19 protein-coding genes and 1 pseudogene are annotated in these 20322 nt (G+C 48.7%); 3 read left to right on the top strand and 17 right to left on the bottom strand.

The features are described from left to right. Positions 1–14 precede the first annotated feature (14 nt). Together AC6IB1_RS07760 and AC6IB1_RS07755 are read right to left on the bottom strand one after the other, a co-directional pair. Positions 15–1451 (bottom strand): TRAP transporter large permease, encoded by a 1437-nt coding sequence (locus AC6IB1_RS07760; RefSeq protein ID WP_503693143.1) that lies wholly within the window; start codon positions 1449–1451, stop codon positions 15–17. A gap of 156 nt (positions 1452–1607) precedes the next feature. Further along, a complete protein-coding gene (locus AC6IB1_RS07755; RefSeq protein ID WP_497569111.1) occupies positions 1608–1820 on the bottom strand; it encodes a hypothetical protein in 213 nt (70 codons plus the stop codon). Between the two features lie 22 nt (positions 1821–1842). Here AC6IB1_RS07755 and AC6IB1_RS07750 point away from each other — a divergent pair. After that, positions 1843–3442, top strand: a pseudogene (locus AC6IB1_RS07750) (GMC family oxidoreductase). Positions 3443–3536: 94 nt separating this feature from the next. On the opposite strand, the gene AC6IB1_RS07745 reads toward AC6IB1_RS07750, so the two are convergent. From AC6IB1_RS07745 to yceD, 14 genes are all read right to left on the bottom strand, one after another. Further along, positions 3537–4151, bottom strand: a complete 615-nt coding sequence (locus AC6IB1_RS07745; protein ID WP_497568514.1) for an IclR family transcriptional regulator — start codon at positions 4149–4151, stop codon at positions 3537–3539. Positions 4152–4349: 198 nt separating this feature from the next. Further along, positions 4350–5123, bottom strand: coding sequence for a TatD family hydrolase (locus tag AC6IB1_RS07740; protein WP_497568513.1), 774 nt, complete (start codon positions 5121–5123; stop codon positions 4350–4352). Positions 5124–5223: 100 nt separating this feature from the next. Beyond that, positions 5224–6192: a DNA polymerase III subunit delta' gene (holB, locus tag AC6IB1_RS07735; RefSeq protein WP_497568512.1), complete on the bottom strand. Its 969-nt coding sequence runs from the start codon at positions 6190–6192 to the stop codon at positions 5224–5226. Next, positions 6182–6817: a dTMP kinase gene (gene tmk / locus AC6IB1_RS07730; RefSeq protein ID WP_497568511.1), complete on the bottom strand. Its 636-nt coding sequence runs from the start codon at positions 6815–6817 to the stop codon at positions 6182–6184. Before tmk ends, holB begins: the two co-directional genes overlap by 11 nt. Beyond that, entirely contained in the window at positions 6814–7827 is a 1014-nt protein-coding gene (gene mltG / locus AC6IB1_RS07725; RefSeq protein WP_497568510.1) for an endolytic transglycosylase MltG, read from the bottom strand. Before mltG ends, tmk begins: the two co-directional genes overlap by 4 nt. Continuing rightward, the gene (gene pabC, locus AC6IB1_RS07720; RefSeq protein ID WP_497568509.1) at positions 7824–8633 is read right to left on the bottom strand and encodes an aminodeoxychorismate lyase; all 810 of its coding nucleotides are present in this window, start codon (positions 8631–8633) and stop codon (positions 7824–7826) included. The genes mltG and pabC overlap by 4 nt, the downstream gene beginning before the upstream one ends. A gap of 107 nt (positions 8634–8740) precedes the next feature. Continuing rightward, positions 8741–9979, bottom strand: a complete 1239-nt coding sequence (fabF, locus tag AC6IB1_RS07715) for a beta-ketoacyl-ACP synthase II (RefSeq protein WP_497568508.1) — start codon at positions 9977–9979, stop codon at positions 8741–8743. 98 nt (positions 9980–10077) lie between these two features. After that, positions 10078–10314, bottom strand: a complete 237-nt coding sequence (gene acpP / locus AC6IB1_RS07710) for an acyl carrier protein (protein WP_002541727.1) — start codon at positions 10312–10314, stop codon at positions 10078–10080. 157 nt (positions 10315–10471) lie between these two features. After that, the gene (gene fabG / locus AC6IB1_RS07705; protein WP_497568507.1) at positions 10472–11206 is read right to left on the bottom strand and encodes a 3-oxoacyl-ACP reductase FabG; all 735 of its coding nucleotides are present in this window, start codon (positions 11204–11206) and stop codon (positions 10472–10474) included. Positions 11207–11264: 58 nt separating this feature from the next. Beyond that, positions 11265–12188, bottom strand: coding sequence for an ACP S-malonyltransferase (gene fabD / locus AC6IB1_RS07700; RefSeq protein ID WP_497568506.1), 924 nt, complete (start codon positions 12186–12188; stop codon positions 11265–11267). 13 nt (positions 12189–12201) lie between these two features. After that, positions 12202–13167 carry a beta-ketoacyl-ACP synthase III gene (locus AC6IB1_RS07695; protein ID WP_497568505.1) on the bottom strand — a complete coding sequence of 322 codons (966 nt, stop codon included), beginning with the start codon at positions 13165–13167 and terminating at the stop codon, positions 12202–12204. A gap of 5 nt (positions 13168–13172) precedes the next feature. Next, positions 13173–14198: a phosphate acyltransferase PlsX gene (plsX, locus tag AC6IB1_RS07690; RefSeq protein ID WP_497568504.1), complete on the bottom strand. Its 1026-nt coding sequence runs from the start codon at positions 14196–14198 to the stop codon at positions 13173–13175. A 9-nt stretch (positions 14199–14207) separates the two neighbouring features. After that, positions 14208–14378, bottom strand: coding sequence for a 50S ribosomal protein L32 (rpmF, locus tag AC6IB1_RS07685; protein WP_005505973.1), 171 nt, complete (start codon positions 14376–14378; stop codon positions 14208–14210). Positions 14379–14383: 5 nt separating this feature from the next. Then, positions 14384–14914, bottom strand: coding sequence for a 23S rRNA accumulation protein YceD (gene yceD, locus AC6IB1_RS07680; protein ID WP_497568503.1), 531 nt, complete (start codon positions 14912–14914; stop codon positions 14384–14386). 247 nt (positions 14915–15161) lie between these two features. Between yceD and AC6IB1_RS07675 the strand changes: the two genes are divergently transcribed. Continuing rightward, positions 15162–15746, top strand: a complete 585-nt coding sequence (locus AC6IB1_RS07675) for a Maf family protein (RefSeq protein WP_497568502.1) — start codon at positions 15162–15164, stop codon at positions 15744–15746. A gap of 65 nt (positions 15747–15811) precedes the next feature. Here AC6IB1_RS07675 and rluC read toward each other — a convergent pair whose 3' ends face one another. Beyond that, positions 15812–16768, bottom strand: a complete 957-nt coding sequence (gene rluC / locus AC6IB1_RS07670; protein ID WP_497568501.1) for a 23S rRNA pseudouridine(955/2504/2580) synthase RluC — start codon at positions 16766–16768, stop codon at positions 15812–15814. A 521-nt stretch (positions 16769–17289) separates the two neighbouring features. On the opposite strand from rluC, the gene rne reads away from it, so the two are divergent. Further along, a complete protein-coding gene (gene rne / locus AC6IB1_RS07665; protein WP_497568500.1) occupies positions 17290–20301 on the top strand; it encodes a ribonuclease E in 3012 nt (1003 codons plus the stop codon). Positions 20302–20322: the final 21 nt, after the last annotated feature.

Below are 20322 nucleotides of genomic sequence, written 5' to 3'. Positions count from 1 at the left end.
TTTATTTAACATAATTAACACAAATCCTCAGACTCAAGGCTGTCAAAAGAAATGTAATTTATTGAAAATAATAATGCTTCATTCAAAAAACGCTGAAGTAAGCTTCTGCTTAATCTGGGGCCTGTTATCCTCGGCCGGACAATCGTTAACAACAGGGTTACATCATCCTGCACCGGTAAACTGCAAGAGGTAAGTCGATAATGGAGGGTAAACGCGATAATGACCCAAGCGACACTCAAAGCAAACAGGTATGGCAAAACAAAACGAACAATTGTGAAATAGGGTATGCTGGTAATGCCGCTCGCCACGTAAAGGTTCAGGCCGTATGGGGGCGTAATAAAGCCAATGGCATCCCCGACCAGAAAAATAACGGCAAAATGAATCGGATCAACACCGACACTGTACGCAATGGGGGCAAGGATCGGAGCAAGAATGATGGTATTTGGCAAGCTTTCCAATACCGTACCTGCCGCCAAAACAAGTAGCATACACGCCACAAGCACAAAGGTTGGATCACCAATCGCCGACATCCATCCCCGCACGACATCTCCCGCACCCAGAAGGGACAACAACTGCTGCATGACAACTGACACGGCAATGAGTGGCGCCAGCATTCCTGTTATTTGTCCTGACCTCAGCAAGATTGTTGGCAAAGACCGGATTTGTATTTGACGTGTGACAAATACCCCAGCAATCAGGCAAAACCCAACGGTTACGCCCGCAGCTTCTGTGGGCGAAAATGCGCCGGAATTAATACCATAGATCACAATACCAATCGCAATCAGGCCAAGGTAGGCCTTCAAGCCAGTCTTCAGTATACGCGCAGGCTCAAATGCAATGATATTCCCCCACTTTTTTCTCTTACAGACCAGATAGCATGCCAGTTGCATTGCGATAACCATCAACATTCCCGGCAGCATTCCACCAATAAATAGATCGCTGATAGAAAGGTCGAGCAAAAAGCCGTACACAATGAAGATAATACTGGGGAGAATAATGATGCCTACTGTGCCACCGGCTGCTGCCGTTGCTGCGGCGAAACGCTCATCATAATCGTTCTTTGACATTTCTGGTTGCATGATCGAACCAATGGTGGCTGTTGTTCCTGCATTAGAACCAGAGATCGCGGCAAACATCCCGCAGGCACCAATGGTTGCCATGCCAAGACCGCCTCTCACCCACCCTAAAATGGAATAGGCGAAATCAGACATCCGTTTAGCAATACCGGCGGCATTAATCAGGTCTCCTGTCATAATAAATAACGGCAGCGCCAAAAGACCAAAGAAGTTCAGTCCTTCAAACAAGGTTACGCCGATATTGGCAAGCGTGAAATCTACAACAAGGCTACAGCCAACAATCCAAAAACCAATCACTAAAAAAATGGGGACACCAATCACAAACAACAGGGTGACGCCCGCAGATATCAGCGCAATCCATGTGCCGTCTTCCATAACACCTCCTACTCCTAATCCACCAAGGATGCCTGAAGCACAAAAGGTTCTCTGCACTTGAACGTTTGAATATCTTTTGCCAGATTTTGAATAACCCGGATCACCATTAATCCCCATGCAAGAGGGGTCGCCAAATAGAACCACCACTCCATCACGTCATCTGTCCCCCCCCACAATCGCGAAATTGTCGTAGGCGATCCAAACCTGGTTTGAGGCATGGAAAATCACAATTCCAGCAAATACAATCCAAAGAACGGCATCGAGGATCAAACAAAGAAACTGGAGTCGGTAAGACAACCGCGCGCGTATCTCTGTTAACGCCAGATGGGTGCGTTTTTTAATATTGTAAGAAGCGCCAAACCAAGTCACCCATAGAAAAAGCAGCACCGGAATTGTCGTGGGAGCAGGCTCTGCGGGTTGTGTTCTTGCCAACAGACTGTCCAAAGACACGACCAATCGCGTGCTGTTGATTGAAGCAGGAAGAAAGGATAACAACCCTTGGTTGCATATTCCGGTCGGCTACTTCAAGACAATGCACAATCCTAAAACTGACTGGTGTTATGTCACCCAGCCGGATCTCGGCATTAACTTCCGCCAGCTACAATGGCCAAGGGGCAAAGTGCTTGGTGGTTCAAGCGCACTGAATGGGCTGCTGTATGTGAGAGGTCAAGCAGAAGATTACGATCGTTGGGAGACGCTGGGAAACCACGGTTGGTCATACAAAGACGTGTTGCCTTATTTCAAAAAATCCGAGGATCAGGAGCGCGGTGCAAACGACTACCATGGTGTCCATGGCTTGCAAAAGGTCAGCGACTTGCGCTTGCGGCGACCGATTGCTGACCACTTTATCAAAGCGGCGGTGAATCTGGGGATCCCTTATAACCCGGACTGCAATGGGAAACACCAAGAAGGTGTTGGCTATTTTCAGCAAACTGCTTACAAAGGATTTCGCTGCAGCACGGCAAAGTCCTTTCTGCGTCCGGCAAAGCACCGTCCCAACCTAGATATACTGACAGATAGCCATGTTATGAAAGTGCTTTTTGACGGTAAGGTTGCTGTTGGCGTCAAGGTTTACCAGAAAGGAGAAGCGCGGGATGTCTATGCATCAAAAGAAGTGATCCTTTCTTCCGGTGCGATTGGCTCCCCCCAATTGTTACAACTCTCCGGTATAGGTCCCGCCGCATTGCTCAATAAACTGGGTATCCCTGTCATCCATGACTTACCGGGTGTTGGGGAAAATTTGCAGGATCACCTTCAGGTAAGGCTGGTGTTTAAAACCAGTGAACACACGTTAAATGATGAGCTTAACAGACTGTTCAAGCGTGCGCTCGTTGGGCTGGAATATCTTGTTTAAACGTACCGGGCCTTTGACACTGGCTGCAATCCAAGTAGCAATTTTCACCACATCCTCCCCCGGGTTAGAACGTCCAGACATTCAGTTTCACATGCAACCACTGAGTGCAGATAAACCTGGGGATGGCGTTCACCCATTTTCTGCTTTCACGTCTTCCGTGTGCCAACTCCGTCCCTATAGCCGTGGCAGTATCAAAATCACGTCCACAGATCCATTCAAACATCCCGATATCCAGCCGTGCTACCTCTCGGATACCCGTGATCAAGAGGTCATCATCAACGCTATTAAACTGGCAAGAAAGATTGCGCATACTTCCCCACTGTCTGAATATATATTGGACGAATATGTACCAGGAACGAAATACCAGACAGATGAGGAACTCTTGATGGCGGCAAGGCAGTTCAGTCAAACCATTTACCATCCCACCAGCACCTGCAAGATGGGAACAGATAAGATGGCAGTCGTAAATCCCAGGTTACAAGTCTATGGTGTGGAACATTTACGTGTGGTGGACGCCTCTATCATGCCAGAAATCGCATCCGGTAATACCAACGCCCCAACAATAATGATCGCCGAAAAAGCATCGGATATGATTTTAGAAGACCATAAAATGGTTACGCATGGGCTATCTACCTGAATCCATCACACCACATCTTGGCGTATACCCAAGCGATTTGAAGGTGCTTAGGTATATCAGTTAGCGGTAACATCATCGGCGATGCCAAATTCTGCTAGAGCCAGCCGTTGGGCAGCCCGGCGCAAAAGTGGCAGGTATTGCCAGAGTTCTTCCAGTGACTAATGTTTGCCAAGTGTTTTTCAAGTTCATTGACATCGGTAATGGTTTGCGGGGTTTCTCGCGAAAGGGGTAAGCTTTTTAACAGACGTTTACGCGTGGCAGATTTCATGTCCGCAAGAAACAGCTTGCCCGATGCCGTGCAGTGTAATGGGTAGTGCTTGCCAACAGGTAAGTGAATGCGATAAGGCCAGTTTGTTTCAACCCTCTCAAGGTACAAGATCTCCGTGCCATCCAGGATGGTAATGTTGCACGTTTCACCTATTTGATCAGACAGTTCTTTCAGAATCGAAAAGCGATGTACATTGATCGCTGAGTTTTTCAGGGTATCACGCGCAAGCGCCCTTAGCCGGTTTCCGGCAGTAAACCGTTTTCCATCTGGCTCTCTTTGAAGCAGCCCTTCCTCTTCCAGTTGCTGCGCGATTCGATGCACTGTCTGTTTCGGTAAGCCCAGCTCTTCAGCCAGGTAAACGCTGGATAATGGCTTATCTGCTTTCACTATCTTTTCCAGGATAAAAAAACCCCGGATAAGCGCTGACTGTGTTTCCTTCATTCTGCACTTCCAAGCCGGAACATTGAAATGAACGGGGAGGTTTAATTATCTTGATTTTATAAGCCAACAGACTTCCTTGCCAGCTAGCCTTCATTAATTGAGAGATAAAGTCCCAAATTTATATTTTTCAGAATCCATCGAGGTCAGGCATTTGCGAAAAAACCATGCCACAATGGGCATAGTTTCTTTAGAGCTACATCAGGCTGCCAGCTTGAACAAACGAAAGAAATTTTCGGTTGTCACCCTTGCCACTTCTTCGTAAGAAACGCCTTTCAACAAGCCAACATATTCAGCAACTTCACGAACATAAGCAGGCTGGTTTTCCTTTCCGCGATAAGGAACAGGCGCGAGGTATGGCGAGTCGGTTTCAACCAGCAGTTTCTCCAATGGCAAGCGACGAACAACATCTTTCAGTTCAGACGCTTTGTTGAACGTGACAATACCTGAGATAGAAATGTAAAAACCCAATTCAATTGCGGCTTCTGCCATTTCATAGCTTTCGGTGAAGCAGTGCAACACACCGCCTACTTTCTGGGCGTTTTCTTCACGCAGGATTTGTAAGGTGTCTTCGCGGGCCATGCGGGTATGAATTATCAGGGGCTTATCCAGCTCAACCGCCAGACGGACATGCTGGCGGAATGCCTCTTTCTGTTTTTCGGCCAGTTCTGGCTGGTAGTGGTAGTCCAGCCCGGTTTCACCAATTGCCACAACACGCTCATCAGACGCTAAGGCTTTCAAGGTGTCGTAATCAAAGCCCTCTTCTATATCCAGTGGGTGGACACCGCAAGAGGCAAAGACATTCTTGAACGGGCGAATCAACTCCATCATTTTAGGAAAACTTTTGAGAGTCACGCCGACAGACAACAGATAATCCACACCGCGCTGTTTGGCATTTTCTACCACCGCGCCCACATCTGTGTGTAAATCTTTATAGTTCAGTTTGTCGAGGTGGCAATGCGAGTCGACTAGCACGTTTTTTCTCCGGTAGGTTGTTAACGAAAGCTGACAATTATACGCCATTTAAAGCGGGATAGTTCAACCTCCCACTTTCAGGGTTCAGGTCTTGTTTCTATCAGGCCGTGATGAATTCTGTCAGCCAACGACTGATGAGCAACTCACAGTTCAAGCCTGTGTGTCTGGCAAGTTCTGCTTTCATCCGGTTCAGCCCTATCAACTGGGCCATCACTTGGGAGTGCGGCAGTGAGGAAGCCAGGGTCTGGAGTGTTTTCATTTCATCACAGTGAACAATTGCTTCATCTGAACCTTGCTGGATTTTCACCACATCAAGCAGAAGAAAGCTCAACCACTGCAATCCCTCTTGCTGGGCTTTGACCACCCGTTCAGTCACCGTGAACAAACCTTGTTTTTGGGTGACAAAACTGGCAAACCCATCCACCAACGCTTTATGTCTGGCCACACTGCCGTTTTCAACAAACGCTTTTGCGGCAAGCGGCGCACCACGGTTAATACGAAGAACCTGCAAAGGCACTGACTCTAACAGTTCACTTTCCACCCAGCGTTTTACGACAGACTCTTCAGGCAATTTCGGTTTCCACTTGTTACACCGGCTAACCACTGTCGGCAACATGGTGTCCATTGACTGTGACAGCAAGATGAAATGGCAATGGGATGGCGGTTCTTCCAACGTTTTCAGCAGCGCATTGGCCGCCGCTTCACCCATTCGATCGGCATTCTGGATCAGGATGACACGCTGCCCCCCTAACTGGGAGGTTTCCCATGCGTACTGGTTACCGGCGCGAATCGCATCAACCCCCAGCTGTTTACCCTCAGCCTCAGGTTTCAGCCAATGGAAATCCGGATGGGTGTCCGCATCAAACAGCTGACAGCTATGGCAGATGCCACATGGCTCCGTCACCCCGTTTTTACACAGAATGGTTTTTGCGAGCATAGCGGCAAGCTCAATCTTTCCACTGCCTGTAGGTGCACTCAGTAAAATGGCATGGTGTAGGCGATTCTGGCCAAGCAATTGCTGCCAGTGTTGCCAAATTTCCTGATGCCAGGGATAACGCTTAGCCTGCATGGTTCAACCAATGCTCCAACGCCTTGCGAATGTCTGCCGAGACGTTTTCAATGGATTGGGCGGCATCGATGATCACAATGTTCTCATCTTCATTTGCCAGCTCTAAATACCGTGCGCGGGTGCGATGGAAGAAATCAAGCTTCATCTGTTCGATACGATCCAGCGCTCCACGGGCGCGGGCACGTTCAAGGCCAATCGCAGGGTCCAAATCAAGATAGAGTGTGAAATCAGGACGGAAGTCCCCCAACACGGTATCGCGCAGGTTTTGCATCAATGCCTTATCAAATCCCCGGCCACCGCCCTGATAAGCCTGAGATGACATATCATGGCGATCGCCCACTACATACACGCCTTTTGCCAACGCAGGTTTAATCACATTATCTACAAGTTGGATGCGCGCGGCATAAAGCAGCAATAGCTCTGCCATATCGGTCAGGGGCTCATCAGGGTGCCCTTCTTTTACCAACGCACGCATTTGCTCTGCCAAAGGCGTTCCGCCTGGTTCACGTGTGGTTTCGATGTGCGTGATACCGTGTGCTTTCAAAACGTCAATGACATTACGGATTGCAGTGGTTTTACCCGCGCCTTCCAGACCTTCAACGACGATAAATTTTCCGTGATTCATTGGTTTCTTAATACTTTGAGATACTGTCTTACTGCGCGGTTATGTTCCGCCAGCGACTTAGAAAACGTGTGGCCACCCCGTCCATCTGCCACAAAATAAAAATAGGATGTGTCCGCAGGTTGGGCTGCAGCAAAAATGGAAGCTTTACCCGGCATAGCTATTGGCGTAGGTGGCAGACCGTAAATCACATAGGTGTTATACGGTGTAGGTGTGCGCAAGTCTTTTTTACGAATGTTACCGTCATATTTGTCACCCAAACCATAAATCACCGTTGGATCCGTCTGCAGGCGCATACCTTTATTCAATCGGTTCACAAACACCGAGGCCACTTTCCCGCGCTCATTATCGACGGCAGTTTCTTTTTCAATGATCGAAGCCAGTGTGAGTAGTTCGTAGTCATTCTTGATGGGAAGATCTGTTTTACGCCCCTCCCAGGCTTCGTCCAATACAGATTGCAGTTTACGTGCCGCCCGCTTGAGGATAGACAGATCGCTCTGCCCTGCCACATAGTAGTAGGTTTCAGGTAACAGCAAACCTTCCACCTTCTCTGTTGGCAGTCCAAGCTTTACGGCAATTTCTGCTTCTGTCAGGTCAGTGGTGTCATGAGTCAGGTAGTCGGAGTTTGCCAGTTGCTCTCGCCACTCTTTAAAGGTGCTCCCTTCGACGAAAGTGATCGAGAAATGGTGCTCCTTACCCTTTCGCACCAATGCAAACAATTCAGCCAGCGTCAGGCCTGGCTGCACTTGAAAGGTGCCTGCTTTCAGCCGGGTAAGTTCAGGGTGTGTTTTTGCCGCCCATCGTGACCAAGGTGAAGCGTCAACAATGCCATCAGAAACCAGCTGGCGGGTAAACGAATAGTAATTCGCCCCCTCAGACACCGTGACCAATAGTGTCTCTATTGGTTTGATTTCACTGTTAACATAATTTTCAATTTGGGTGTAAACCCAGTATGCACCACCAGCGGCTGCAAGTGCCAAGAATAAAATAACCAGCGCAAGTTTTTTAATCACACATTTAACCTTAAAGTGATTGTTCTACAAGCGTCGAAATCGCTGTAGTCCTTTCCTTCTAAACAGCGAACAGGAACCAAACCCATCACTGCATTTGTGATAAATATTTCGTCGGCATCGAGTAACACGTCATGCGTAACCGACACTTCTTTTATTAGATAACCGTCCAGCACAGCAAGATCCATGACCTGAGCACGCATCGTGCCTGCTACTCCCGCCAGTTCAACCGGAGGAGTATAAAGACTCTTTTTTTTTCGCCAGAAGATATTTGATGCCGAGGTTTCCACAACATGGCCATTCATATCACAGGCGACACCATCATCCACACCAAGCAATTCCACTTCCTGCTTTAGCAGCACTTGTTCAAGGCGGTTTAAATGTTTCAGTCCTGCTATCGGTGACAATCCAATACGCTGGCTCAACACTTTCATGGTGATACCGTTTTCACGCCATGAAAGATAATGGGCAGGAAAAAGATGTGTACTGACGACGACATTAGGCGTTACGCAGCCTGCCGGGCTGTACCCCCTGCCACCAGAGCCCCGGGTGACCATCACCTTTATCACTGCCCGTTCACTTTCTTTGACAGTATCAGCGGCAATCTTAACCCAGTGAGTGACATCTCCCCAGTTCACACCGGCGATTTTCAGTGTTGCCACATTATCTTTCAGACGCTTTTTATGGCGCAACCAGTCACAGACCTGCCCATTTTTAACCAACATGGTGGTGAACACACCATCGCCGTATTGAAATGCACGATCGCTTGCTTCCACCTTATTGGTAGAATAACCATTCATTAAGAGCATGCCTCTTCCCTGAACACCGATAAAAAAATGGCCCGGTCACCAAGTACCGAGCCGTTCTATTCTATCAAAAAACCTTGTTGGCAAAAAAACTAAGCGGGCAAATAAACTTAGATTTTCTTGAAGATCAGCGAACCATTTGTGCCACCGAAGCCGAAAGAGTTACACAGTGCATACTCCATCTTCACTTGGCGTGCTTCGTGAGGTACGTAATCCAGGTCACAGCCTTCACCAACATTGTCCAGGTTGATGGTTGGCGGAACCGCCTGATCAACCAGAGACATCGCGGTAATAATTGCTTCAACAGAGCCCGCAGCACCCAGAAGGTGACCTGTCATCGATTTGGTGGAAGAGACCATCGTTTTGTCTGCTGCATCACCCAACGCTAGACGAATACCTTTGGTTTCAGCAATGTCACCTGCAAGTGTTGACGTACCGTGCGCATTCACATAACCGATTTGATCTGGTGTGATACCTGCGTCGCGGATAGCTGCTTTCATTGCCAGCGCACCACCTGAGCCGTCTTCGCTTGGCGAGGTCATGTGGTACGCATCACCACTCATACCGAAGCCAACGAGCTCACAGTAGATTTTCGCGCCACGCGCTTTCGCGTGTTCGTACTCTTCCAATACCATCACACCTGCACCGTCACCCAGAACAAAACCGTCACGGTCTTTATCCCATGGGCGTGATGCTGCCTGAGGATCGTCATTGCGGGTAGACAGTGCTTTCGCTGCAGCGAAACCACCGATACCTAGCTCGGTCGATGCTTTCTCTGCACCACCGGCAACCATAGCATCAGCATCACCATAGGCAATCATGCGTGCTGCATGGCCAATGTTGTGAAGGCCAGTGGTACACGCGGTCGCAATCGCGATGTTTGGACCGCGAAGACCATAGTTGATAGAAACGTGACCGGCGATCATGTTTACGATGGTCGACGGTACAAAAAACGGGCTGATTTTGCGTGGGCCTTTTTCGACATACGCACTGTGGTTAGTTTCAATAAGACCCAAACCACCAATACCAGAGCCGATGGCTACGCCAATACGGTCTGCATTTTCTTCCGTGATCTCCAGACCAGAATCTTTAAGTGCTTGCACACTTGCTGCAATGCCATATTGGATGAACAGGTCCATTTTTTTGGCATCTTTCTTAGAGATGTAATCTTCACTGTTGAAATCATTTATCAGACCGGCAAATTTAGTCGCGAAGTCAGACGTATCAAAATGGGTGATACTCTGAATACCACTCTGGCCAGCCAGCAGTGCTTTCCAAGATGATTCAACGGTGTTACCTACAGGCGATAACATCCCCATGCCAGTGACAACAACACGACGCTTAGACACGATGATATTCTCCGGAGAAAGGTGTTATAACGAAATTTCGCGGATGGTATAAAAAACTCAGGCGGTCAAGGTGACCGCCTGGGGGGATCTTGTTCTGATTACTCAGACGCGCTAACAACGTAGTCGATAGCCGCTTGTACAGTCGTAATCTTCTCTGCTTCTTCGTCTGGAATCTCGGTATCGAATTCTTCTTCCAGAGCCATTACCAACTCAACGGTATCCAGTGAGTCTGCGCCCAGATCGTCAACAAAAGATGCTTCGTTTTTAACTTCTGCTTCGTCTACGCCCAGTTGCTCAACGATGATTTTTTTTACGCGTTCTTCGATGTTGCTCATATTAATACTATTCCTTACAAGATTCGCAGATGCGATATGTGCAGTAGTTTATTCAATAACGTGGAAGTTGCAACACCCGAAATGCTGGTCAAACCACGATTTGGCTGATAAACCATCGGATTTTGACCTGAATCATTTAGAGGTGCAACTTTATTGTTTAAATCATGTACATGCCGCCATTGACATGCAGTGTTTCACCCGTGATATACGCTGCATCATCTGATGCAAGGAATGCGACAGTAGCCGCAATTTCACGTGGTTCACCCAGACGTCCAGCAGGTACCTGAGCCAATGTCGCTGCACGCTGATCATCATTCAGCGCTTTTGTCATATCGGTTTCGATGAAACCCGGGGCAACAGTATTTACAGTAATCCCACGTGATGCAACCTCACGTGCCATAGATTTGGTAAAGCCCACAACGCCGGCTTTCGCAGCAGCATAGTTTGCCTGACCAGCGTTCCCCATGGTGCCAACCACTGAGCCAACATTAATGATGCGGCCGTTACGCTTTTTCATCATCGCACGCAATACGGCTTTAGACATGCGGAAGATAGACGTCAGGTTGGTGTCCATTATGTCTTGCCATTCGTCGTCTTTCATTCGCATCAGAAGGTTATCACGGGTGATGCCGGCGTTGTTCACCAGAATATCGACATCACCAAACTCTTCTTTAATTGCCTTAAGTACAGCGTCAATGGATTCAGCAGAGGTTACATTAAGCGCATAACCTTTACCATTTTCACCCAGATATTCGCTAATTGCTGAGGCACCGCTCTCAGAAGTGGCAGTCCCTACAACCGTTGCACCGCGCTCAACCAGCAGTTCAGCAATTGCACGGCCAATGCCGCGGCTCGCACCTGTTACCAGAGCAATCTTACCGTTCAGATTCATCAGTTTTCGTTCCTTTATTAAACAGCCAGCTTTCACCGGCTGTGAATCCCAGAATTGATTACTTCGCCGCTTCCAGAGAAGCTGGATCATTCACTGCTGCTGCGTTCAGACGTTTGTCGATACGTTTGGCGAGGCCAGTCAACACTTTGCCTGGTCCCATTTCGAGCAGCAGTTCAACGCCTTCATTGGCCATTTTCTCACAACCTTCTGTCCAGCGAACCGGACCGTACAATTGGCGAACTAACGCATCTTTGATTGCAGCCGGATCAGTTTCAATCGCAACATCAGCATTATTAATTACAGGAATAGAAGGTGCCGAAAATTCGATTTCTTCCAACGCAACAGCCAGTTTGTCAGCGGCGGGCTTCATCAATGCACAGTGAGATGGCACAGACACAGGCAGAGGCAGTGCGCGCTTAGCTCCCGCCGCTTTACACAGCGCGTTTGCACGTTCTACCGCTTCTTTATTACCTGCAATAACCACCTGGCCCGGCGAGTTAAAGTTAACAGGAGAAACCACCTGACCTTGTGCCGCTTCTTCACACGCTTTTGCGATAGCGTCATTGTCCAAGCCAATGATGGCAGACATGGCGCCAACACCGGCAGGAACCGCTTCTTGCATCAGCTCGCCGCGCAGTTCTACCAGCTTAACCGCTTGCTTAAAGTCGATAACGCCGGCACACACCAGCGCAGAGTATTCACCCAGACTGTGCCCTGCCATCACAGAAGGCTGCGCACCGCCTTCTTGCTGCCAAACGCGCCAAATGGCAACAGATGCCGTTAACAGAGCTGGCTGGGTACGGTTGGTTTGATTCAGATCTTCCGCAGGACCATTTTGGACCAGTGCCCAAAGGTCATAGCCAAGTACTTCAGAAGCTTCTGCAAAGGTTTCTTGTACTATAGGAAACTGTTCAGCCAGTTCTGCCAACATGCCCACAGATTGAGAACCCTGGCCGGGAAAAACCACAGCAAAATTAGACATAGCGTTTTCCTTTTTAAAATTTGATCAGAGCTGAGCCCCAGGCGAAACCACCACCAAAGGCTTCCAGCAAAATCGTATGGCCGCGTTGAATGCGTCCGTCACGTACCGCTTCATCAAGCGCGGTGGGCACGGAAGCAGCCGATGTATTGCCATGCTTATCAAGTGTGAGTACTACCTGATCCATCGACATGGCAAGCTTTTTCGCCGTTGCCTTGATAATGCGATAGTTTGCTTGGTGAGGGACCAACCAGTCTATTTCAGACTTATCCATCTGATTTTCATCCAGTGTTTCCGCCACAATGTTCGCCAGTTGCGTTACCGCAACTTTGAATACATCGTTGCCGGCCATGTACAGCCAAGCATCGGCATCCACAGGGCTACCCGCTTTCGCGCGTTGTGGATATTTCACCTTCAGCAACTCGCCGAATTTACCGTCAGCGCGAAGGTGGGTTGAAATAATGCCGGGTTCTTCACTGGCACCGACAACAACCGCACCCGCACCATCGCCAAACAGGATGATGGTTGAGCGATCTTCAGGATCACACAAGTGGGAGAGACGATCTGCACCAATCACCAGTACATTGCGCGCCATACCTGACTTTATATATTGATCAGCCACACTCAGTGCATAGACAAAACCTGAACACGCAGCCGCAATATCGAAAGCCGGACAACCGCTGATCTCCAGCATTGCCTGAATCTCACAGGCCGCTGAGGGGAATGCGCTCTCACCACTGGTTGTGGCGACAATAATCAAGTCGATATCTTGTTTATCAACGCCTGCCATTTCAATCGCCTGACAAGCTGCGTAATAACCCATCGTGGCGACTGTGTCTTGTGCGCTGGCAATTCGGCGTTCTTTGATACCAGTACGGGCAGTGATCCACTCATCACTGGTATCCACCATTTTTTCAAGATCCGCATTGGTGCGGATTTGCGCAGGCAGATAACTGCCTGTGCCTAAAATCTTACTGAACATGAAGACTAATAATGCCTCTCGAGTAGTACGGCTTCCAAACGGTCACATATTTTATTCGGTAGTTGCCGTTCGACTTCGTGTACCGCTTCTCCGATAGCATGTTGGAAAGCGGAAATATCAGCCCGTCCGTGGCTTTTCACTACAATGCCGCGCAATCCTAACAGACTTGCACCATTGTACTGGTCGGGGTTCAGGTCTTTGAGGCGATTAAACAGCCCACCAAATAACCATTTAGCTACCAGTTTCTTAAAAGGATTAGCCAAGACATGTATCTTCAGGCTCTCTAAAAACAGTCTGGCGACACCTTCACTGGTTTTAAGGCTCACATTACCGACAAATCCATCGCAGACAATGACATCAGCTTTACCGGTATAAAGCTGGTCACCCTCTACATAACCGATGTAATTAACCGCCGAGCACTGCTGCAGCATCTCTGAACAGCGCTTAACCAAGTCATTACCTTTGATCTCTTCTTCACCGATATTCAGCAAGCCCACTGAAGGCTTATAGCCTAACTGTTCTTCTGCCAACACAGAGCCCATGACTGCAAATTGAAACAGGGTGTCTGCATCCACAGAGACATTGGCGCCCAAATCCAGTAACCAGCTTTGTTGATCGCCTACTGTGGGCAACTCTGAGATCAATGCGGGACGATCTATGCCAGGAAGAAGCTTCAACAGCGAACGGGAAAGCGCCATCAATGCACCGGTATTTCCGGCACTGACACAGGCATCAGCCAAACCGTCTGCAACCAGTTCGAGGGCAATACGCATGGATGTCCCTTTACTCGATCTCAGTGCTTGTGAGGGTCTTGTGTCATTGGCGATCGAAGATTCCGCATGAACAATCGATATGCGAGGATTTTCTTTTTGACCCAGCGATACAAGCTGGCGGGTGATCTCGGATTGATCACCGACGAGTACCACTTTTAACGAGGGGAAATGCAACAATGCCTGCACGGAGGCAGGCACTGTTACTTGAGGACCGAAATCCCCGCCCATCGCATCAAGTGCAATGGTTAGACCTGTCAAGGCTCAACCTTACTTGTTGATTACCTTACGGCCACGGTAGAAACCGTCAGCAGTCACGTTGTGACGCAGGTGAGTTTCACCAGAAGTTGCATCTACAGACAGTGCTGCAGTGCCCAGCGCATCGTGTGAACGACGCATACCACGCTTAGAACGGGTTTTACGGTTCTGTTGTACGGCCATTGACCCTACTCCTCGTTACTTTGCTTTAAGTTTTTCAAAACGGCAAATGGATTCGGACGCTCATCAGCAAGCGGGATTTCCCCAAATACCATGCTTTCAGAATCAACTTCGCAATCTTCTTCGTCATGCATGGCAACCTGTGGCAAAGCCACAATCAACTCATCTTCGATAAGTTGAAGCAAGTCAATCTCACCATTTTCGTCGACTAATGCCGGCTCATAAGCATCCGGTAAATTGCCAACCTGATCTTCATTGAAAACCGGGCTGTAAATAAATTCGACTTCACAATGATGCGGGAAGATTTTCCAACAACGCTGACACTCTAAATTGACATCGACCTTGGCGTTACCGCGTACAATCTTCAGCCCTTGAGCATCAATGTCAAACGAAAGCTTCACTTCGGCATCACTGATTACACCTTCAGTTGCTTCAGCAATACGCTCCAGTTGCTTAACAGTGATGATGCCATCGTAATCAAGCTGCTTTTGCGCACTTCTAAACGGGTCAACCGTTAGTGGTAGCTTTACCTTTTGCATAGGGCGCGAATTCTAGCCTCCTATGTAGCCTGAGTCAAAGAAATTTATGCCTTTACTTCTATTCAAGCGCTTCAAACGCCCTGAGAAATAAAAACAAGGTTGGTTTCTGAACAACAGGTACTTAGCACAATTGATCTTTGAATGGGCGACAACTGCCAACGTACACCAGATGCCCACTCGCCTACGCAAGTTTAAAACATTACACTGACTCACGTATACGAATATTCAGGTAAAGGATCATCGTTAGATGAATAAACAAACAATTGTGCTGGCGTCTGGATCCTGGTATCGACAGCAACTTCTGCAAAAACTTGGCCTCCCCTTTTGTGTGTACTCACCGGATATTGATGAATCTGCGAAAGAAAATGAAACGCCCACAGATTTGGTGAAGCGCCTTTCTCTGGAAAAAGCCAAAGCCTGTCAGGACATTTATTCCGAGGCGTTGATCATAGGATCCGATCAGGTTTGTGTGATCGACGAAAAGATCCTGGGCAAACCTCATACAGAAGAAAAAGCAATCGCGCAGCTCAATGCAGCCAGCGGGAAACACGTTACCTTTTATACAGGCCTTACCCTACTCAATGCGAAAACAGGCACAGCCCAAACGGACGTAGAACCCTTTCACGTTCATTTCCGTAACCTAAGCGAAAGAGAAATTCGTCGCTATGTGGAAAGGGAAAAACCGCTCGATTGTGCAGGCAGCTTTAAATGCGAGAGTCTGGGCATTGCGCTGTTTGACAGGCTGGAAGGCCGGGATCCGAATACATTAGTTGGATTGCCCCTGATTCGTTTGTGCGAAATGCTTAACGCTGAAGGAGTAAACGTGCTTTGAAAAGGGGCACAGCCCCTTTTCTTAAGGGTGATAAATCATAAGAAGCGGATATTACCCGCTGGTGATCAGTTAACGCGTGGCGCTTTCCTTAACCCTTCCAGCGTTTTTTCCAGTTGCTTGTCCATCGGAGCAGAGATATTCATCAATTCCCCGGAGCCCGGGTGGGTAAACTTGATGTTGGCAGCATGAAGGAACAAACGGTTCAAACCGAACTTTTTGGTGTAGGCATCAAAGCGCGGATCGCCATAGCGATCATCCCACGCGAGAGGATGACCCACATACTGCGCATGTACGCGAATTTGATGAGTACGTCCCGTAATTGGACTGGCTTGCACCAGGGTGGCCTGCTCAAACTGCCCCAACACCTTAAAACGGGTTTCTGACGGTTTACCATTGGGGTTCACACGCACAATACTGTTGACTTCATTTTTCATCAGCGGCGCAGTGACCTTCTTCATCGAAGGCTTCCAGTTACCCATAACCAGTGCAAAATAATACTTCTGCACCGTTTTCTCACGAAACTGCGCCTGCAGGTGGCGAAGTGCTGAACGCTTCTTGGCAATCAACAAGATACCGGATGTATCGCGATCAATGCGGTGCACCAGTTCCAAAAAGCGGGCATCTGGTCTAAGGGCCCGCATTGCTTCAATCGCACCAAAGTGCAAACCGCTGCCACCATGAACCGCTGTCCCTGACGGTTTATTGAGCACCAACATGTGATCATCTTCATAAATCACACATTTTTCCAGCTCAGCTACCCGATTAAGTTTCGTGCTGGGTGCCTCAGCCTGCGCCGTCTCTGGGATCTTGATAGGCGGCATGCGGATAACATCCCCTGCCTGAAGCTTATATTCAGGTTTTATACGTTTTTTATTAACTCGCACTTCTCCTTTGCGGAGAACGCGATAAATCATACTTTTAGGTACGTTTTTGAGCCTATTTCGGAGAAAGTTATCGATCCGTTGGCCCGCAATGTCATCTGAAATGTCGATGAATTGCACTTTAGGTTTTTCAGTATTCATAGGCCGTAGATTCTACATTGCATCAAAGTAGTTTGCTGCAAAAAAGTGTCCCTGCTATAGTTGCGCCGTAAAGCAGAAAAGCGTGACGCTTTTTTGCTCATTACGACTAAAATGTCAACAAATAGAGTAAATCTTTACCGCTTTATCTCAGACCCCTAACTGCCACAAGCACTATGTCTAAGTAGTATCTGATTCGTTGGCAAGTCAGGGTGTCCTAATCATGCCGCACTCGGCGTAAGACATGAAGAATAAAGCACCCGTTAGATTGTTGGCACGACGGGATAAATAACCAGTGTCAAAGAGACTGTCGCCATTTGTGGCGAATAGCCGACTGAATAAACCGGAGTGAATACACTATTTCCGTATCAGTGGGTAGATAGGTAGTGCCCTGGAGCGTCCCTGATTTCCCAGCCGTGAGGCTGCATTAACGTCAGACTTGGGACCTGGCAGCATTGCGTTCTTTCTCTCGTTTCCAACAACTAATAACAACAAATAATCGAGAACAATTTGATATGAAAAGAATGTTGATTAACGCAACTCAAAAGGAAGAGTTGCGCGTCGCATTGGTTGACGGTCAGCGCTTATACGATCTGGATATCGAAAGCCCTGGCCATGAATCGAAAAAAGCAAATATCTATAAAGGCCGTATTACCCGCATTGAACCCAGTCTGGAAGCTGCTTTCGTAGACTATGGCTCAGAGCGTCACGGTTTCCTTCCCCTTAAAGAAATTGCCCGCGAATACTTTCCAGACAATTACAGCTACCAAGGTCGTCCAAACATCAAAGAGGTGTTGAAAGAAGGCCAAGAGGTAATTGTTCAAGTTGATAAAGAAGAACGTGGTAACAAAGGTGCTGCCTTGACCACCTTCATCTCGCTCGCCGGTAGTTATCTGGTTTTAATGCCGAACAACCCGCGCGCTGGCGGCATTTCCCGCCGTATTGAAGGTGAAGAACGCAGCCAGCTGAAAGAAGCGATGTCTGGCCTGACTCTGCCTCAGGGCATGGGCCTTATCGTGCGTACAGCGGGTGTAGGTAAATCGGCTGAAGAGCTCGAATGGGATTTAAACTACCTGCTAAATAACTGGGAACGTATCCAAGGCGCTGCCGAATCTAAAACCGCACCTTTCCTGATTTATCAGGAAAGTGATGTGATCGCACGTGCATTCCGTGATTATCTGCGCCGTGACATCGGCGAAGTGCTGATCGACAGCGAGAAAGTTTACAATCAGGCGCGTGAACGTATCCAGGCAACCCGTCCTGACTTCCTGAGCCGCGTGAAACGCTATGAAGGCGAAGTACCACTGTTCAGTCACTACCAAATCGAAAGCCAGATTGAATCGGCATTCCAACGTGAAGTACGCCTGCCTTCCGGTGGTTCGATTGTTATTGACCCAACGGAAGCGTTGACCTCTATCGACATCAACTCCGCCCGCGCAACCAAGGGGTCTGATATCGAAGAAACGGCGCTACAAACCAACCTGGAAGCCGCTGACGAAATTGCACGTCAGTTGCGTCTGCGTGACCTCGGTGGTCTGGTTGTTATCGACTTCATTGATATGACCCCGGTTCGCCATCAACGCGAAGTGGAAAACCGTCTGCGTGAAGCTGTCCGTATGGACCGTGCTCGCGTTCAGATTGGCCGTATTTCGCGCTTTGGTCTGCTGGAAATGTCGCGTCAGCGCCTGAGCCCGTCCCTGGCAGAAGCGAGTCACCACATCTGTCCACGCTGTACTGGTACTGGTGTGATTCGTGACAACGAATCCCTGTCCCTGTCTATTCTGCGACTGATTGAAGAAGAAGCGCTGAAAGAGAACACAGCCCAGGTGATGGCTGTTGTACCTGTTCCTGTTGCTTCTTATCTGCTCAACGAAAAACGCCGCTCTGTGCAGCACGTTGAGAAATACCACAATGTACGTGTGATTGTGGTGCCTAACGCCAACATGGAAACGCCACACTTTGAAGTGGTTCGTATCCGCGGTGGCGACGAAGTTTCTTCCTTGTCTTACCGCCTGCCAGAACACCTGGAAGCAATGCGTGAAAATGACGCAAAAGACGATGCGCCAACAGAACGTGTTGTGAAGAAACGTGAAGAGCCTGCACTACAAGGCTTTACTGCCCCTGCTTCTCCTGCGCCTGTTGCAAAACCTGCGGCAGTAAAAGAGGAGGCAAAACCAGGGTTGTTCTCCCGTCTGGTCTCCTTCATTTCTGGCCTGTTTTCCGGTGGTAAGCAAGATGGGAAGGAAGAACAAGAAGAATCAAAGCGTGATAACCGCAACCGTCGTGACAGCAAACGTTCACAAGACCGTACCCGCCGTGGCTCACGCAACAACAATGGTCAGCGTGAAGAAAACAGCAAAAATGCGGAACAACATGGTGAGAAGAAAGCGCGTCGCAAAGAGCGTCCAGAAAACACTGAACGCCAAGAGAAAGCAGCGAAGAAGCCAAACCGTAAGCCTGTAGAAAAAACAGAGAAAGCCGAGCAGCGCAAGCAAACAAAAACCGCTAAGCCAGTGAAAGATGAATCACAGGCAGAGAAGCAAGAAAAAGCGGAAAAGACGGAGAAAGTCAAACAACGCCGTCAACGCCGTAAGCTGAGCAAAAAAGTACGTATTGCTGATGCTGTGGAAGAAACTGAAGTCACCACAACAGCCCACCCTCTGCTGGAAGTCGGTAAAGCCGTCGCGGAAGAAGCGAAAGCAGAATCCCACACGGGTGAAATGGATGTGGCTGAATCGGTTGACAATGGAGAACAACGCGAAGAGAAACGCCGTAACCGCCGATCTCCCCGACATCTGCGCGCCAGTGGCCAGCGCCGTCGGCGCAACAACCGTGATGACAGCACAGACGCAGAACAAGGGCTTGACCAGCTGGATATGATGGAAACTGCGGTTTCTTTTGTCGAGAAACGTAACAAGGTGGTATTGAAGTCTGGCGTAGCCTCTCCGGAAATGGCAATGGGGAAAGTATGGCCTTCAAAAGCAGCACTGAAAGCGCCAATTGTTGCTGACATAGAAGCGGATACAACGAAAACCGACGCTAAATCTGAACAAGAGGCTCCTAAAAAACCTGCTCATGGCGGTGTGGCCTTCCCGGAAATGGCAATGGGGAAAGTGATTATCCGTCGCCCTACATCGTCTGTACTGGAAGAAAAAGCCAAAGCGGAAGATGATGCTCTGAGTGAAGAATTGCTCATGACTGTAAAAGTGAGCGAAGCAGAAGCAACGTCAGTGGTTGAAACACCGGTTGTTGACACTGCGCCTGTTGCGTCTGAATCACAAGCGTCTGATGTGAAGCAAGTGATGGAAGCAAGCGAAATTCTGGCGGTTGATGCTGAAAAGCCCGTTAAACCAGCCATTCGCATGGGTCGTGCGACATCACCGATGACGAAAGCACCTGCACCGGAAAACAATGAAACCGCTATCCAGGTTGCTATCGCCGCATTCCGCAATGAGCTTGAACAACCCCGTCAGGCAGGCAGTCAAACGGCCACCAGCAGCGCGGCAGCGCCAGCGACAAAACCTGACTTCCAATAATAGAAAACAACTGCGATACAG

Source organism: Grimontia sp. THUN1695, from assembly GCF_059704325.2.
The sequence above is the reverse complement of the archived record's forward strand: the minus strand, read 5'-3'. Positions and strand labels throughout refer to the sequence as shown.

What these genes read in the sequence shown, in the direction of transcription:
- yceD (WP_497568503.1), bottom strand. Translation starts at nt 14,914, where the DNA reads ATGCAAAAGGTAAAGCTACCACTAACGGTTGACCCGTTTAGAAGTGCG.
- rluC (WP_497568501.1), bottom strand. Translation starts at nt 16,768, where the DNA reads ATGAATACTGAAAAACCTAAAGTGCAATTCATCGACATTTCAGATGAC.
- acpP (WP_002541727.1), bottom strand. Translation starts at nt 10,314, where the DNA reads ATGAGCAACATCGAAGAACGCGTAAAAAAAATCATCGTTGAGCAACTG.
- AC6IB1_RS07675 (WP_497568502.1), top strand. Translation starts at nt 15,162, where the DNA reads ATGAATAAACAAACAATTGTGCTGGCGTCTGGATCCTGGTATCGACAG.
- rne (WP_497568500.1), top strand. Translation starts at nt 17,290, where the DNA reads ATGTTGATTAACGCAACTCAAAAGGAAGAGTTGCGCGTCGCATTGGTT.
- AC6IB1_RS07745 (WP_497568514.1), bottom strand. Translation starts at nt 4,151, where the DNA reads ATGAAGGAAACACAGTCAGCGCTTATCCGGGGTTTTTTTATCCTGGAA.
- holB (WP_497568512.1), bottom strand. Translation starts at nt 6,192, where the DNA reads ATGCAGGCTAAGCGTTATCCCTGGCATCAGGAAATTTGGCAACACTGG.
- fabD (WP_497568506.1), bottom strand. Translation starts at nt 12,188, where the DNA reads ATGTCTAATTTTGCTGTGGTTTTTCCCGGCCAGGGTTCTCAATCTGTG.
- AC6IB1_RS07760 (WP_503693143.1), bottom strand. Translation starts at nt 1,451, where the DNA reads ATGGAAGACGGCACATGGATTGCGCTGATATCTGCGGGCGTCACCCTG.
- AC6IB1_RS07695 (WP_497568505.1), bottom strand. Translation starts at nt 13,167, where the DNA reads ATGTTCAGTAAGATTTTAGGCACAGGCAGTTATCTGCCTGCGCAAATC.
- tmk (WP_497568511.1), bottom strand. Translation starts at nt 6,817, where the DNA reads ATGAATCACGGAAAATTTATCGTCGTTGAAGGTCTGGAAGGCGCGGGT.
- fabG (WP_497568507.1), bottom strand. Translation starts at nt 11,206, where the DNA reads ATGAATCTGAACGGTAAGATTGCTCTGGTAACAGGTGCGAGCCGCGGC.
- pabC (WP_497568509.1), bottom strand. Translation starts at nt 8,633, where the DNA reads ATGCTCTTAATGAATGGTTATTCTACCAATAAGGTGGAAGCAAGCGAT.
- rpmF (WP_005505973.1), bottom strand. Translation starts at nt 14,378, where the DNA reads ATGGCCGTACAACAGAACCGTAAAACCCGTTCTAAGCGTGGTATGCGT.